The following is a 14,108-nucleotide window of genomic DNA, read 5'->3' as shown; positions in this document are numbered from 1 at the left end:
AATCGTGAGTGTGGTGTCGGATTTTTGGAAACAAGTCGGACATTCTACGGCAAAAGCTGCTTTTCCGACCTTCAGCGTGCTCTTAACCATGCCTGTGGCCTGTCTCAGGCCATCAGCGCCTATCTCCGAAAGTCCGTGAAAAACGCAACGCCTTGCGGAACTCCTCAGCGGGAATTGACCCAAATCAAGGCCCTAAGCGCCCCATTGAGAGGCTTTTCGGTATAATCGCGGGCTCCCTAAATCGAATTTTCGATGGTTGGGTTGTTCACTGCTTTCACGTCTTCACGGGAGTGGGAATGTCCAATCTGAGCAATGCATTGCAACTGAACGCCATTCACAGTCAGTTGCCAGTCACGGCTTACTTTGACGAAGCGCTTCTCAAGCGCGAAATCGACACGCTGTTCAAACGCGGTCCTCGCTATATCGGGCATGAACTCATGGTGCCCGAGGCGGGAAGTTATTTTGCTTTGCCCGGCGAAGGCGAAGGGCGGCTGCTCGTCCGTAATAAACAGGACGAAATCGAGTTGCTCTCGAACGTGTGCCGCCACCGTCAGGCCATCATGCTCAACGGACGCGGCACAGCGGAAAACATTGTGTGTCCGCTGCACCGCTGGACCTACGACCTCGACGGCCAGTTGCTCGGCGCGCCGCATTTCGCCGACAACCCGTGCCTGAACCTCGGCAAATCGCCCTTGCAGAACTGGCAGGGGCTGCTGTTCGAGTCCAGCGGACGCGACGTTGCCGCCGATCTGGCCAAGCTCGGCACGGCGAAACATTTCGACTTCTCGGGCTTCATGTTCGATCACGTCGAAGTGCACGAGTGCAATTACAACTGGAAGAGCTTTATCGAGGTGTACCTCGAGGATTATCACGTCGCGCCGTTCCATCCGGGTCTGGGAAGCTTTGTTTCCTGCGATGACCTGACGTGGGAATTCGGCGACTGGTATAGCGTTCAGACGGTTGGCGTGCACAAGAACCTGGAAAAACCGGGTAGCCCGACGTACCGCAAGTGGCACGACGAAGTGCTCCGTTTTCGCGACGGCAAACCGCCCGAATTCGGCGCGATCTGGATGGTGTATTACCCGGGCATCATGATCGAGTGGTATCCGCATGTACTCGTGGTGTCGTGGCTGATTCCGCAGGGTCCGCAGAAGACCACGAATATCGTCGAGTTCTATTACCCGGAGGAAATCGCGCTGTTCGAGCGTGACTTCATCGAGGCGGAACGGGCGGCGTATATGGAAACGGCGCGCGAGGACGATGAGATCGCCGAGCGCATGGACGCCGGAAGGCGCGCGCTGATGAATCGCGGCGAGTCGCAAGTCGGGCCGTATCAGAGCCCGATGGAGTCAGGGATGCAGCACTTCCATGAGTTCTTGCGGCGGCAGTTGGGCGAGATTTGAGCGGGATACGGTTTGAATGAGAAAGACGGGCTTAGGTCCGTCTTTTTTGTTTAGACTTGAAACTTAACTACCGCAACGCGCCGTCCCTCGGCCCACCAAGCCGCGCGTTCGCCCCGGGAGCTGTCATGTCGCACACGCACCACACCACGCTTATTTCCGCGACCAATCTTGTCGAACGCCTCGCCGCCGCGCCCGGCAGCGTGCTTATCGTCGATTGCCGTTTCGACCTTGCCGCGCCCGAAGCCGGGCAAGCCGCTTACGCAGCGGGACATATTCCGGGCGCGCATTATCTGCATCTCGATCGCGATTTGTCGGGTGCAAAGACCGGCAAGAACGGCCGCCATCCGTTGCCGGAACGTGCGGCTCTGGTCGCCACGCTCAAGCGCCTGGGCCTGAAAGAAGGCCAGCAAGTCGTGACCTACGACGCCCAGGGCGGGATGTACGCGGCACGTCTGTGGTGGCTGTTGCGCTGGCTCGGCCACGATTCCGTCGCGCTGCTCGACGGCGGGCTCAACGCATGGCAAGCGGCCGGCCAGCCCCTCGATACAGCCACCCCGCCCGAGTCCGAAGGTACGTTCAAGGCCGGCGCGCCGCTGGCCGTCACGTTCGATGTCGACGCCGTCGTGCGCAACCTGACCACGCACGAGCGTGTGCTGATCGATGCCCGCTCGGCGGACCGGTATCGCGGAGAGAATGAGACGCTCGATCCGGTCGGCGGCCATATTCCGGGCGCGCTGAATCGCTTTTTCAAGGACAACCTGAACGCCGATGGCCGCTTCAAGACCGCGCACGAACTGCGCGAGGCATTTAGCGGGCTGCTTGGGGCGACGTCGCCGGATCGGGTGGTGCTGCAATGCGGCTCGGGCGTGACGGCCTGCCACAACGCACTGGCCATGGAAATCGCCGGCCTGCATGGCGCGGCGCTTTACGGGGGATCGTGGAGCGAATGGTGTGCGGATGCATCGCGACCGGTGGCTGCCGGCGCGGCTGCGTAAGATTTTAGCTCTGCCGGGAGTGAAAGAACGCGCAGCGGTATGAGTCAGAGACTCGCTCTTCTCTCATCGCAAGAACTTGGGACTGTTGCTCTGCCAGGAGCGGAGGAAGGCGCAACGGCATAAATGGGCGGCCCCTCACCGCCCATTGCAGAAATCACGCGCCGCGCTGGACAAAACGGCGGCGTGGCCAACTTCACATGCGATGTTTGAAACAGACAGGATTGCGGCGGCAACGCCCCCCTTCCCGCTCATTTCACCCCGTGCTCCCTGAACCACGCCAGCGCGCGCTTCCAGCCATCTTCCGCATCGGCTTTCCGGTAACTCGGCCGATAATCCGCGAAAAACGCATGCGGCGCGTCGTCATAGACCACGATTTGCGAGCCGCGCGCGACCGCCGGCCCCGTGGCTATTGCCTGCTTCATCTGCTCGAGCGAGTCCTGTGGAATGCTTGGATCGAGCTTGCCGAACAGACCAAGCACCGGCGCTTTCAAGTTTGACGCGAGGTCGAGCGGATTCGCCGGATTGTTCGGCGTCTTGGGCCCCACCACGCGCCCATACCAGACCACCGCCGCTTTGAGGCGGGGATTACGCTCGGTATAAAGCCACGTGATCCGGCCGCCCCAGCAAAAACCCGTGATCCCCAGCCGATTCAAATCGCCGCCATGTTCGCCCGCCCAGGCGACAGTCGAGTCGATATCGGAGAGCACCTGGTCATCCGGCACCTTGGAGACGAGTTGATCGTTCAACTGCTGCATCGACGTGAATTTCGACGCATCGCCTTCGCGCACATAAAGATCAGGCGCGACGGCCAGATAACCGAGTTTGGCGAAGCGCCGGCAGACATCGGCAATATGCTCGTGCACGCCGAAAATCTCGTGAATCACGATGATCACCGGCAAGTGCGTCTTGCCTTCAGGCTGCGCCCGGTACGCGGGCACGAGCGTGCCGTCGGCGGCCTTGAAGCCGACCGGACCGGCTTCCAGACCGTTGCTATCGGTAATGATGGTTTGCGCGGACACCGGCATCACGCAGGCGGCAAAACCGCTGCCGACCGCGGCCTTGATGAACGTGCGCCGGTTGAACGGGACATGCGGAACGAGGCTGTCGATTTCAGGCGTAAGCATGCAAAGCTCCAGCGGCATGGGCCGCGAAGGACCACTGGCACACGATGCTAGCGAACCAGACGTCCGGTACGGGAACGCCGCGCTACCGGCCGCCAAGCCGAAAGCACGGCAACGACTACGCGATCACTACACGGCAACCACCTTGAAGCGCGCACAGCGCTTCAAGGTGGTTGCCCATTCTAAACAGCCTCAATGCAGCTTGACGCGCGGCGCGGTGGAGCGCCGCAGCCAGTGCGCGACGGTATCAAGCGCCATGCGCGCCCAGCCATGCAGCGCCGCAATATGCATGCGGTACAGCGACTGATACATGAAGCGCGCGAACAGCCCTTCAATCAGCATGTTGCCACCGATCAACCCGCCCATCAGGCTCCCGACCGCGCTGAAATGCCCGAGCGACACCAGCGATCCAAAGTCCCGATACGTGTAGTCGGGCAAGGGCTTGTCTTCAAGCCGGCGCTCCAGCGATTTCAGCAGGAAACTTGCCTGCTGATGCGCGGCCTGCGCACGCGGCGGCACGTTACGTCCTTCCTTCTCGCCGCCGGGCCACGGACACGCGGCGCAATCGCCGAGAGCGAAAATGTTGTCATCGGTTTCGGTTTGCAGCGTGCGGCGCACGATCAACTGCCCGATCCGGTTGGTGGCCAAGCCGTCGAGTTTCGCGAGCACGCCCGGCGCGCGAATACCGGCCGCCCACACGGTCAGATCCGCCGCGATAGTCTTGCCGCTCGCCGTGCGGATAAACCCGCGCGACACTTCGGCCACCGTCTCGCTGGTCATCAGCGCGACGCCAAGCTTGTCCAGCAAGTCGGCGGTTGCGGTGGACACGCGCTCGGGCAACGCGGGGAGAATGCGCGGCCCGGCTTCGATCAGCACAATGCCGATATCGTGTTTCGGATCGAGCTTGTGCAGCCCGTAAGCGTGCAGCACTTGCGCCGTGTTGCGCAATTCCGCCGATAACTCCACGCCCGTCGCCCCGCCGCCGACAATCGCCACCTGGATCCGCGGCTGCCTTGGCCCGGCATTGGAAGCGCCGGTCGCGTCCGGCTCCGGCGTCCGATACTCCGCTCGAATACACGCCGCGATCAGCCGTTTGCGGAATAACTCGGCCTGATCGACGGTATCGAGGGCGAGCGAATTTTCTTGCGCGCCCTGAACGCCGAAAAAAGCCGTCGTGCTGCCGATCGCCACAATCAACGTGTCGTATTCCAGATCGCGCTGCGGCATCAACTCGCCGGCTTCATCGTCGAGAAGGGGGCCGAGCGTGACGCGTTTGGCCGTCCGGTCGATGCCGAGCAGATCGCCCTGCTGGAATTCGAAACCATGCCAGCGCGCCTGCGCGGCATACGGCAATTCCTGCGAAAACGGGTCCATGCTGCCGGCCGCGACCTCGTGCAGCAACGGCTTCCAGATGTGCGTGGAATTGCGGTCGATCAGCGTGACTTGCGCACGCGGCGCGCGTTTGCCGTCGGCGCTGCCGAACTTGTCGCCAAGACGCGTGGCCAGTTCAAGCCCACCCGCTCCGCCGCCGACGATGATGAAACGGTGCATGCAAACTCCCCTATGACATCAATCAAAACTAACTGGACGGGCCACCCGACACACTCAGTGCGCCTCTTCCCAGTTATTACCCACGCCAACTTCGGCCACCAGCGGCACCTTCAGTTTGGCAACGCCGCACATCAACTCCGGCAAGCGCTTGCGGACTTCCGCCAACTCGCCTTCGGGCACTTCGAGCACGAGTTCATCGTGGACCTGCATGATCATCTTGGTCTGACTCTTCGATGCTTCCAGCCAGTCCTGCACGGCGATCATGGACAGCTTGATGAGGTCGGCAGCGGTGCCTTGCATGGGCGCATTGATAGCGGCACGCTCGGCGCCTTGCCGGCGCGGTCCGCTGCCGCCGTTGATCTCGGGCAACCACAAGCGCCGTCCGAACACCGTCTCCACAAAACCATCGCGCTTCGCCTTCGTGCGCGTTTCTTCCATGTAGCTGGCGACACCCGGATAGCGCTGAAAATACCGGTCGATATAAAGCTTCGCCGCATCGCGCGAAATGCCGATATTCGACGCCAGTCCAAACGCGCTCATGCCATAGATCAAGCCAAAGTTGATGACCTTCGCGATGCGCCGCTGATCGTTCGACACTTCGATAGGCGTGATGCCGAAAATCTCCGAGGCAGTCGCCCGATGCACGTCTTCGCCTTCGGCGAACGAGCGCATGAGCGACGGATCGCCGGAGATATGCGCCATGATCCGCAACTCGATCTGCGAGTAATCCGCCGAAACAATCTTGGCTCCCGGCGGCGCAATGAACGCCTCGCGAATCCGCCGGCCTTCAGCGGTCCGCACAGGGATGTTCTGCAAGTTCGGCTCATTCGATGACAACCGCCCCGTCACCGCCACCGCCTGCGCATAGTTCGTATGCACGCGGCCGGTCTTGGCGTTGACCATGCGCGGCAGCTTGTCGGTGTAAGTAGACTTCAGCTTCGATAACCCGCGATGTTCCAACAAGATCTTCGGCAGCGGATAATCTTCGGCGAGCTTCTGCAGCACTTCCTCGTCGGTGGAAGGCGCGCCGCTCGGCGTCTTCTTGACCACCGGCAATTGCAGTTTCTCGAAGAAGATCTGGCCGATCTGTTTCGGCGAACCAAGATTGAATTCGCCGCCCGCGAGCATGTACGCCTCGGCTTCGAGCTGGATCAAACGCGTGGCGATCTGGCCGCTTTGCACACGCAGCAATTCGCCGTCGATCAGCACGCCATTGCGCTCCATCTTGCGCAGCACGCGCGACGTCGGCATTTCAATATCGCGATACACGTAGAGCAATTGCGCTTCATCGGCGAGTTGCGGATAAAGCGCCTGATGCAGCCGCAACGTGATGTCGGCGTCTTCCGCTGCATAGGGCGCGGCCTGCTCCAGCGCCACTTCGTCGAAGCCGATCTGCGATGCGCCCTTGCCCGCCACCTCTTCGTACTTGATGGTCTTCGCGCCCAGATGCCGCAGCGCGAGATTGTCCATGTCGTGCGGCCGATGCGACTCCAGCACATACGACTGCAAAAGCGTGTCGTGCTCGACGCCGTTCAATTCAATACCGTAGTTCGCCAGCACCTGCTCGTCGTATTTCATATGCTGGCCGACCTTCTTCTTCGACGGATCCTCAAGCCACGATTTAAGCTTTTGCAGGACTTCGTCGCGCGGCAACTGCAGGGGCGCGTCCGGTCCGCGATGCGCGACCGGAATATAAGCCGCATGCCCCGGCTCGACCGACACGGACAACCCGACCAGTTGCGCGAGCATCGGGTCGAGCGCGGTCGTTTCGGTATCGAAGGAAGTCAGCTCGGCGGCGTTGATGCGCGCGAGCCATTCGTCGAATTGCTCCCACGTCTGCACGGTGTCGTAATGCCGCTCCATTTCCGTGGCCGGTGCGGGTGGCGTGTCGACAGGACCTTCCACCGCGTCCGCAATCTCCACTTCCCGCAGCCAGGTCTTGAAACCGTGGCGCGTGAACAGGTCGCGCAATTCGTCGCGGGCCTCGGGCCGCGCCGGAAGCGTTTCCTCGATCGACACGATCTGCTCCGTCAGGTCGCATTCCGTCTGTACGGTAACGAGCTTTTTCGCCATGGGGAGGAACGGCAAAGCCTTGCGCAGATTGTCTCCCACCGCACCTTTTATCTCGTCCGCGTGTGCCACGATGCCATCAAGGGTTTCGTATTGTGCAAGCCACTTTAACGCCGTCTTCGGCCCGCATTTTTCGACACCCGGTACGTTATCGACCGTATCGCCGATGAGCGAGAGATAGTCGACGATCCGCCCCGGCGGCACGCCGAACTTATTCAGCACCCCGGCGCGATCGAGCGTCTCGTTGGACATCGTATTGATGAGGGTGACATGATCCGTCACAAGCTGCGCCAGATCCTTGTCCCCGGTCGACACGACCACGTTCATGCCGCGCTTTTCGGCGGCAACCGCAAGCGTGCCAATGACGTCGTCGGCCTCCACGCCTTCGATCATCACCAGCGGCCAGCCGAGCGCTCGCACGATCACGTGGATGGGCTCTATCTGTTTCGAGAGGTCCTCGGGCATGGACGCCCGGTTTGCCTTGTAATCTGGATACCAGTCGTCACGAAATGTCTTGCCTTTGGCGTCGAATACGCACGCGCTATACTCTGCGTTGATGTCTTTTCGCAACCGCCGCAGCATGTTGATCATTCCATACAACGCGCCGGTTGGACCGCCGTCAGGGCCGCGTAAATCCGGCATGGCGTGGTAGGCCCGATAGAGATAGCTGGATCCGTCGACCAATAGCAGGGTCTTACCTTCAAGATTAAGTTCTTCAGGCATTATGAACAAAAGAAAAGTGATTCCGAGTCTGCGATCGCTCGCAGATCAAGAGCGCGCGACGGCCAAGAAGGCCCGCGCATCGTGGCAGATGTTTACGATTATGGCAGAGTTTATCGAGGCGACCGAGTACCTGTCGGAGATTCGCCCTGCCATCAGCATCTATGGTTCGGCGCGCCTGAAACCGGAGTCGCCGTATTACAAGCTCACCATGGAAATCGCGCAGAAATTCTCTGACGCCGGCTTCGCCGTCATCTCCGGCGGCGGCCCCGGCATCATGGAGGCGGCCAACAAGGGCGCCCATGCGGGAAAGTCGCCGTCCGTGGGGCTGAACATAGAGTTGCCGCACGAGCAGTCGGGCAACCAGTGGCAGGATATCTCGCTGCGCTTCCGGCATTTCTTCACGCGCAAGGTCACGTTCGTGAAGAACTCGGACGCGGTGGTGGTCATGCCGGGCGGCTTTGGTACGCTTGATGAAATGGCCGAAGTGCTGACGCTGATCCAGACCAAGAAGTCGCGGCATGTGCCCATTGTGCTGGTCGGCGCCGAGTTCTGGGAAGGCTTGCTCTCGTGGTTCCGCAACACGCTGATCCCGACCGGGGTGATCAGCGCGAAGGATCTCGACCTGATGCAGGTGATCGACGATCCGGACCAGGTGCTGGAAGCGGTGCTGCAGTTCTACGAAGACCGCGAGACCGCGGAAGAACAGCCGGCCGAAGGCAAGTCGGACGAAGACCGGATGTTCTATCTTTGATGGTTTGATCGCGGATTCGATAACGTAAGCGCTCAATCAGCGGCTCCTTTCGGAGCCGCTTTTTTGCGTTCTTGGAATGCGTTACTGGAATGCAACTTCCGCAAAACCTCGCAACTTCCGGCTATGCAGTTTCGATAGCCCGTTCATTCGCAGCAACTCCATCGCCATGACGCCGATCTGCAAATGCTGATCCACTTGCGCGCGATAAAACTGATCCGCCATGCCTGGCAATTTCAATTCGCCGTGCAAAGGTTTATCGGAGACGCAAAGCAAGGTTCCGTAAGGCACGCGAAACCGAAATCCATTGGCAGCAATGGTTGCGCTTTCCATATCGAGCGCAATGGCGCGGCTTTGCGACAAACGCTGTACCGGCTCGCGGTGATCGCGTAACTCCCAATTACGGTTATCCACGCTCGCCACGGTTCCCGTGCGCATGACGTGCTTCAGATCCACGCCTTCGAGTTTCGTCACTTGCGCGACCGCTTTCTCCAGCGCGACCTGAACTTCAGCCAATGCGGGAATCGGAATCCAGAGCGGCAAGTCGGCGTCGAGCACATGGTCCTCGCGCACATAACCATGCGCCAATACATAGTCGCCCAGACGTTGCGTATTCCTTAATCCCGCGCAATGCCCAAGCATGATCCACGCATGCGGCCGAAGTACCGCGATATGGTCTGTGATCGTCTTCGCATTCGACGGCCCCACGCCAATATTGACCATGGTGATGCCGCTGCCATCGGCGCGTTTCAGATGATAGGCGGGCATTTGCGGCAAGCGAGGAGGGGCGACGCCCTGCTGCTCCTCTTGCGAATCACCAAGGTTCTCATTGCCCGTGATCACGTCGCCGGGTTCCACGAACGACGTATATTCGCTTCTATACGCGCGTGTTTCTTCATCATCCGCGCGGGACATGATCTTGCGCCCGAGCTTCACGAATTCATCGATATAAAACTGGTAATTCGTATAAAGCACATAGTTCTGGAAATGCGTAGGCGAAGTCGCGGTGTAATGCTTCAGCCGATGCAAAGAGAAATCCACCCGCGCCGCCGTGAACAAGGCGAGCGGATGCGGTTCGCCCGGAGCCGGCTCATACGTGCCGTTCACAATGCGGTCGTCGAGCAGCGCGAGATCGGGCATATCGAAGATATTGCGCATGGCGAGCAGCCGGTCACGATCCAGGTCGCCTTCCAGGTGAATGCCTTCCGCAAACGCGAAGTGAATGGGCATGGGTTGCGCCGACACACCCACCTCAATGCCAACGTGATGATTCTTGGTAAGTAACCGCAATTGCTCGCGATAATAATGGCCGAATAAATCCGGCCGCGTCAGCGTGGTTTCGAATATGCCCGGCCCCGCGACAAAGCCATATGAACGGCGTGAATCGATTTGCGTATTCAACTCGGTACGCACGCGCACGAACGGATAACACGCCCGCACGCGATGTGAAAAAGGTTCATGCTTTCTATAGCGCGCGAACGCGTCGCGCAGGAAAGAGGTGTTGGCTTCGTAGATTGCCGATACCCGCGCGACCGCGGCCACGGGGTCGTCGAAGGACTCCGTGGGGAAGTTGTTGGCAGGCGTGGAATGGCTTGCTTGAGTCCGGTCGTTTGTCATGATCTTCTGCGCTCTTGTGATGAATCGACATTAACACGGAAGAACCACACGCCCATGAACACCCCTCCCGGCGATGCGTTTCTTCAACACGTTCCACCGCGCCAACACGCTTTCAATGAAACCAGCGCAAAATAAGACTTTTGCGAGGGGCTTAACGTCCCTTTAGTGTCCCTTTAGCGAGTGCGTTTTGCTAAAATCCGGGCACTCATCTGGAGAAACATCATGAAGCCGCTTCAATCTGTCGCCATCGCGGCCATTCTCGCCGCAGCCAGCATGGGCGCCTACGCGCAATCGGCCGTCGCGACGGATGCTCCTCCGGCGCATGTCATGTCGCCTGAAGAGAATGCCGGACTGCCGGACCTGAAGGCCATCAACCGGCCCGCCGCACAAGTCACCTCGAAGGTCGAAATTTCGCCGCCGCGCCTGCCGAGCTACCACGAAGAAAGCACGAACGGCACTGAAATCACCGAGTATCGCGACAAAGGCAAACCGGTTGAAATCGACGTGCGCTCGAACTTCGGCACGCGTTATCAGATGAGCGCGCCCGCCGATACGTCGCCGACCGTGCGCGATAATGGCAAGCCCAGCACGCGCCTGCCTTCGTGGAACCTGACGTACTGAGCGCTTAGTAAAGGGTTGTCGAGCGCTTAACGAGTGAGTGCTTGAGTGCTCGACAACCCGCGACCGCTGCCCGTTTCATCCGCTGAGCCCTGCGCCGCGCCGCCGCTTCCCGGCCACGCAACGCCTGACTGACGCGCCTGTCGGTCATCCTGCTTGTTCAACCTCACCGACGCTCTCCCGCATGGCCGTATTCACCGCTGTCACCGATTCCCAGCTCACCGACTGGCTGCAACAGTACGAACTCGGCGAAGCCGTCGATTTCCGTGGCATTGCATCCGGTATCGAGAACAGCAACTTCTTCCTGACGACCACGCGCGGCGCGTATGTGCTGACGATCTTCGAGAACCTCACGGCCACGCAATTGCCGTTTTATCTCGATTTGATGCGCCATCTGGCGTCGCACGCCGTGCCGGTACCGGACCCCATGCCACGTCGAGACGGGACGCTTTTCGGCACGCTGAACGGCAAGCCGGCGGCGATCGTGACGAAACTGGAAGGCGCGCCGGAACTGGCGCCGGGCCCCTTGCACTGCATCGAAGTGGGCCAGATGCTGGCGCGGCTTCATTTGGCCGGCCGGGATTTCCCCACGCATCAGCCGAACTTGCGAAGTCTCGCGTGGTGGCAGGAGAACGTGCCCGCCGTGTTATCGCATTTGAGCGACGCACAGCGCACGCTGATCGCGAGCGAACTCGCCTATCAGACGGCGTTTTTTGCATCGGAAGAGTATCGGTCGCTGCCCGAAGGCCCATGCCACTGCGACCTGTTCCGCGACAACGTGCTGTTCGCGCATCCGACGGCGAATGAAACGCGGCTCGGCGGGTTTTTCGACTTCTATTTCGCCGGCAACGACAAATGGCTCTTCGATGTCGCCGTGTGCGTGAACGACTGGTGCATTGATTTGGCAAGCGGCGCGCTGGATATCGCGCGGGTCGATGCGTTGCTGCGCGCCTATCAGACGGTGCGGCCGTTCACGCCGGCCGAAGCGCATCACTGGAACGACATGCTGCGGGCGGGCGCGTTGCGCTTCTGGGTGTCGCGTCTTTATGATTTTTACCGGCCACGCGAAGCCGAGATGCTAAAACCTCACGATCCCGGCCATTTCGAACGCATTTTGCGCGAGCGCATCAACGTTGCGCCTCCTTCCGTTCACGGTAATTAATCAATGCAATTGATCGAAGTCCCCGCCAAAACCGGTTATGTGTGGTTCCGACAGGGTATCTGGCTGTTTCGCCGGAATCCGCTCGCGTTTCTCACGGTGTTCTTCGCCTATCTGTTTGCCATGACGCTAATCTCGCGGCTACCGCTGATCGGTCCCGTGCTGCCGCTGCTGCTGATTCCAGGCGTGGCCGTGGGGTTCATGGCGGCTTGCCGCAATACCATCGCGAAGAAACCGGTCTGGCCTACGGTGCTCGTCGACGGCTTTCGTGCCTATGGGCAAATCGTCGCACGCCGCCTGCTTGTGCTCGGCGTGATTTATGTGGCAGCCATGGGTCTGATCTTCGCCGCGTCCGCGCTGGTCGATGACGGCCTGCTGCTCAACATGATGCTCGGCAACGGCCCGGCCGGTGATCCGGAAACCGTGGCGGCAAGCTTCAACCCGCTCGCGGTGCTGGTCGCCATGGTCTGTTACCTGCCGGTCGCCATGCTGTTCTGGTTCGCACCTATTTTGGTCGCCTGGCACGACGTGCCGCCGGTGAAAGCGCTGTTTTTCAGCTTCGTCAGTTGCTGGCGTAATCGCGGTGCGTTTGTCATCTACGGCGTGTTGTGGATTGGCATTGCGCTCGCCGTGTCCTTCGGACTCAGCGCGTTGATGCAAGTGCTCGGCGCCGCGCAGGAAATGGCGCTCGCGGTATTGATGCCGGCGTCCATCCTCGTCACGACCGCGTTGTATTGCTCGTTTTACGCCACGTATCGCGGCTGTTTCGGTGTGCAATCGGAAGATTCACCGGATATTCCGGATCCGTCCGAACCGTCGGTGTGAGCCCTCCCGGATGAACGAACGTCGATGACTATCCAGTCATCGACGTTTTGTTTTGTGGCCTGCCGTGAAGCGAGAACGTGCGGCTTGCTTAGTGCGCTAAATATTTGCGTACACTAGCGTCATATCCGTTTTAGCGTACTCAGGCGCGACTGCCATGACCTCTTCCCCGCAAATCCCGCTCGAACTCGACGCCCAGCTTTGCTTCGCGCTGTACTCGACCTCGCTCGCGATGACCAAGACGTACAAGCCGCTGCTGGACAAGGTCGGACTGACCTATCCGCAGTACCTGACCATGCTGGTCCTGTGGCAAAGCGACAATCTGACCGTCAAGCAGCTGGCCGAACGGCTAAGCCTCGATTCGGCGACCATGACACCTCTGCTCAAGCGCCTTGAAGCGCAGGGGTACGTCAAGCGCGTACGGGGTATTGAAGACGAACGGCAGGTGCATGTCCATCTTTCCGACGCCGGTCGTGAATTGAAGAAGGCTATCCGCGATATCCCGGGCGAAATCTATTGCGCCGCCGGATCGGACGCCGACCGGCTCATCAAGCTGCGCGACGATCTGATGCGATTACGCGCGTCGCTGATGGAACACAACGAAGCCTAAAAACTCCGATAGTCACAACCAATCGCTTATTCGCCAATTTAGTTTGCACACAAATCATTATCGCGATATATTTAATCCCGTTGACACCGCGTTATCGGATTCAGACCTGCAGTACCCTCTTTCTGCCGCCGAGCGGCAACCATTGAACAGGAGAACATCATGAGCATCCTTTACACAGCAACCGCAACGAGCACGGGTGGCCGCGACGGCCGGGCAGTATCGTCGGATGAAAACCTGGATGTGAAATTGAGCGCGCCGAAGGAATTAGGCGGTTCGGGCGCAGCCGGCACGAACCCGGAACAGCTATTTGCCGCTGGCTATTCGGCCTGTTTCCTGAGCGCGATGAAGTTTGTCGCCGGTCAGCAAAAGAAGACCGTTCCCGCCGACACCACAGTTACCGCCGACGTGGGCGTGGGCCCGAACGACAAGGGTGGCTTTGCACTGGACGTTGAATTGCGGGTTTCACTGCCGGGACTGGACGCGGCTGAAGCGCAAAAGCTGGTAGAGACGGCTCACCAAGTGTGCCCGTACTCGAACGCGACGCGCAATAACGTCGACGTACGCGTCAAGCTGGTCTGAGCTCGAAGGCGCGGCGAGACTTAAGCGATAGAAAGTCCGCGCCTGTCGCTCCAGCAATCACCAGACGCAAAAATGCCGGCCTTCGTGGCCGG

The 14,108-nt window shown here is 60.0% G+C and carries 12 protein-coding genes; 8 read left to right on the top strand and 4 right to left on the bottom strand.

Annotated features, from left to right (window positions below):
• Nucleotides 1–296 precede the first annotated feature (296 nt).
• Nucleotides 297–1,403, top strand: a complete 1,107-nt coding sequence (locus ACSQ36_RS20355; protein WP_436183348.1) for an aromatic ring-hydroxylating oxygenase subunit alpha — start codon at nt 297–299, stop codon at nt 1,401–1,403.
• A gap of 125 nt (nt 1,404–1,528) precedes the next feature.
• Complete coding sequence (locus ACSQ36_RS20350; protein WP_436183347.1) at nt 1,529–2,398, top strand: sulfurtransferase; 870 nt, start codon at nt 1,529–1,531, stop codon at nt 2,396–2,398.
• A gap of 248 nt (nt 2,399–2,646) precedes the next feature.
• On the opposite strand, the gene ACSQ36_RS20345 is transcribed toward ACSQ36_RS20350, so the two are convergent.
• The 3 genes from ACSQ36_RS20345 to polA all read right to left on the bottom strand — a co-directional run bounded on the left by ACSQ36_RS20345 (nt 2,647) and on the right by polA (nt 7,863).
• Nucleotides 2,647–3,522: a dienelactone hydrolase family protein gene (locus ACSQ36_RS20345; protein WP_436183346.1), complete on the bottom strand. Its 876-nt coding sequence runs from the start codon at nt 3,520–3,522 to the stop codon at nt 2,647–2,649.
• A gap of 189 nt (nt 3,523–3,711) precedes the next feature.
• Nucleotides 3,712–5,070 carry an NAD(P)/FAD-dependent oxidoreductase gene (locus ACSQ36_RS20340; protein WP_436183345.1) on the bottom strand — a complete coding sequence of 453 codons (1,359 nt, stop codon included), beginning with the start codon at nt 5,068–5,070 and terminating at the stop codon, nt 3,712–3,714.
• A gap of 54 nt (nt 5,071–5,124) precedes the next feature.
• Nucleotides 5,125–7,863 carry a DNA polymerase I gene (gene polA / locus ACSQ36_RS20335; RefSeq protein WP_436183344.1) on the bottom strand — a complete coding sequence of 913 codons (2,739 nt, stop codon included), beginning with the start codon at nt 7,861–7,863 and terminating at the stop codon, nt 5,125–5,127.
• Between the two features lies 1 nt (nt 7,864).
• On the opposite strand from polA, the gene ACSQ36_RS20330 reads away from it, so the two are divergent.
• Nucleotides 7,865–8,614, top strand: a complete 750-nt coding sequence (locus ACSQ36_RS20330; protein ID WP_089160369.1) for a TIGR00730 family Rossman fold protein — start codon at nt 7,865–7,867, stop codon at nt 8,612–8,614.
• An 81-nt stretch (nt 8,615–8,695) separates the two neighbouring features.
• Here ACSQ36_RS20330 and ACSQ36_RS20325 read toward each other — a convergent pair whose 3' ends face one another.
• Nucleotides 8,696–10,228 carry an AMP nucleosidase gene (locus ACSQ36_RS20325; protein WP_436183343.1) on the bottom strand — a complete coding sequence of 511 codons (1,533 nt, stop codon included), beginning with the start codon at nt 10,226–10,228 and terminating at the stop codon, nt 8,696–8,698.
• A gap of 222 nt (nt 10,229–10,450) precedes the next feature.
• On the opposite strand from ACSQ36_RS20325, the gene ACSQ36_RS20320 reads away from it, so the two are divergent.
• The 5 genes from ACSQ36_RS20320 to ACSQ36_RS20300 all read left to right on the top strand — a co-directional run bounded on the left by ACSQ36_RS20320 (nt 10,451) and on the right by ACSQ36_RS20300 (nt 14,016).
• Nucleotides 10,451–10,849 (top strand): hypothetical protein, encoded by a 399-nt coding sequence (locus ACSQ36_RS20320; RefSeq protein WP_213768131.1) that lies wholly within the window; start codon nt 10,451–10,453, stop codon nt 10,847–10,849.
• A 181-nt stretch (nt 10,850–11,030) separates the two neighbouring features.
• Complete coding sequence (locus ACSQ36_RS20315; protein ID WP_436183342.1) at nt 11,031–12,008, top strand: homoserine kinase; 978 nt, start codon at nt 11,031–11,033, stop codon at nt 12,006–12,008.
• Between the two features lie 3 nt (nt 12,009–12,011).
• The gene (locus ACSQ36_RS20310) at nt 12,012–12,830 is read left to right on the top strand and encodes a BPSS1780 family membrane protein (protein WP_213768129.1); all 819 of its coding nucleotides are present in this window, start codon (nt 12,012–12,014) and stop codon (nt 12,828–12,830) included.
• Between the two features lie 154 nt (nt 12,831–12,984).
• A complete protein-coding gene (locus ACSQ36_RS20305; protein WP_213768128.1) occupies nt 12,985–13,437 on the top strand; it encodes a MarR family winged helix-turn-helix transcriptional regulator in 453 nt (150 codons plus the stop codon).
• Between the two features lie 159 nt (nt 13,438–13,596).
• Complete coding sequence (locus ACSQ36_RS20300) at nt 13,597–14,016, top strand: organic hydroperoxide resistance protein (protein ID WP_213768127.1); 420 nt, start codon at nt 13,597–13,599, stop codon at nt 14,014–14,016.
• The last annotated feature ends 92 nt before the right edge of the window (nt 14,017–14,108 follow it).

Source organism: Caballeronia sp. LjRoot34, from assembly GCF_964253815.1.
Classification (GTDB): domain Bacteria; phylum Pseudomonadota; class Gammaproteobacteria; order Burkholderiales; family Burkholderiaceae; genus Caballeronia.
This window is presented reverse-complemented; position numbering and strand designations above follow the sequence as displayed.

Bases quoted from the DNA above. Each gene is read 5' to 3' on its own strand.
- ACSQ36_RS20305 (WP_213768128.1), top strand. From the start codon at position 12,985: ATGACCTCTTCCCCGCAAATCCCGCTCGAACTCGACGCCCAGCTTTGC.
- ACSQ36_RS20300 (WP_213768127.1), top strand. From the start codon at position 13,597: ATGAGCATCCTTTACACAGCAACCGCAACGAGCACGGGTGGCCGCGAC.
- polA (WP_436183344.1), bottom strand. From the start codon at position 7,863: ATGCCTGAAGAACTTAATCTTGAAGGTAAGACCCTGCTATTGGTCGAC.
- ACSQ36_RS20310 (WP_213768129.1), top strand. From the start codon at position 12,012: ATGCAATTGATCGAAGTCCCCGCCAAAACCGGTTATGTGTGGTTCCGA.
- ACSQ36_RS20350 (WP_436183347.1), top strand. From the start codon at position 1,529: ATGTCGCACACGCACCACACCACGCTTATTTCCGCGACCAATCTTGTC.
- ACSQ36_RS20355 (WP_436183348.1), top strand. From the start codon at position 297: ATGTCCAATCTGAGCAATGCATTGCAACTGAACGCCATTCACAGTCAG.
- ACSQ36_RS20330 (WP_089160369.1), top strand. From the start codon at position 7,865: ATGAACAAAAGAAAAGTGATTCCGAGTCTGCGATCGCTCGCAGATCAA.
- ACSQ36_RS20320 (WP_213768131.1), top strand. From the start codon at position 10,451: ATGAAGCCGCTTCAATCTGTCGCCATCGCGGCCATTCTCGCCGCAGCC.
- ACSQ36_RS20325 (WP_436183343.1), bottom strand. From the start codon at position 10,228: ATGACAAACGACCGGACTCAAGCAAGCCATTCCACGCCTGCCAACAAC.
- ACSQ36_RS20315 (WP_436183342.1), top strand. From the start codon at position 11,031: ATGGCCGTATTCACCGCTGTCACCGATTCCCAGCTCACCGACTGGCTG.
- ACSQ36_RS20345 (WP_436183346.1), bottom strand. From the start codon at position 3,522: ATGCTTACGCCTGAAATCGACAGCCTCGTTCCGCATGTCCCGTTCAAC.
- ACSQ36_RS20340 (WP_436183345.1), bottom strand. From the start codon at position 5,070: ATGCACCGTTTCATCATCGTCGGCGGCGGAGCGGGTGGGCTTGAACTG.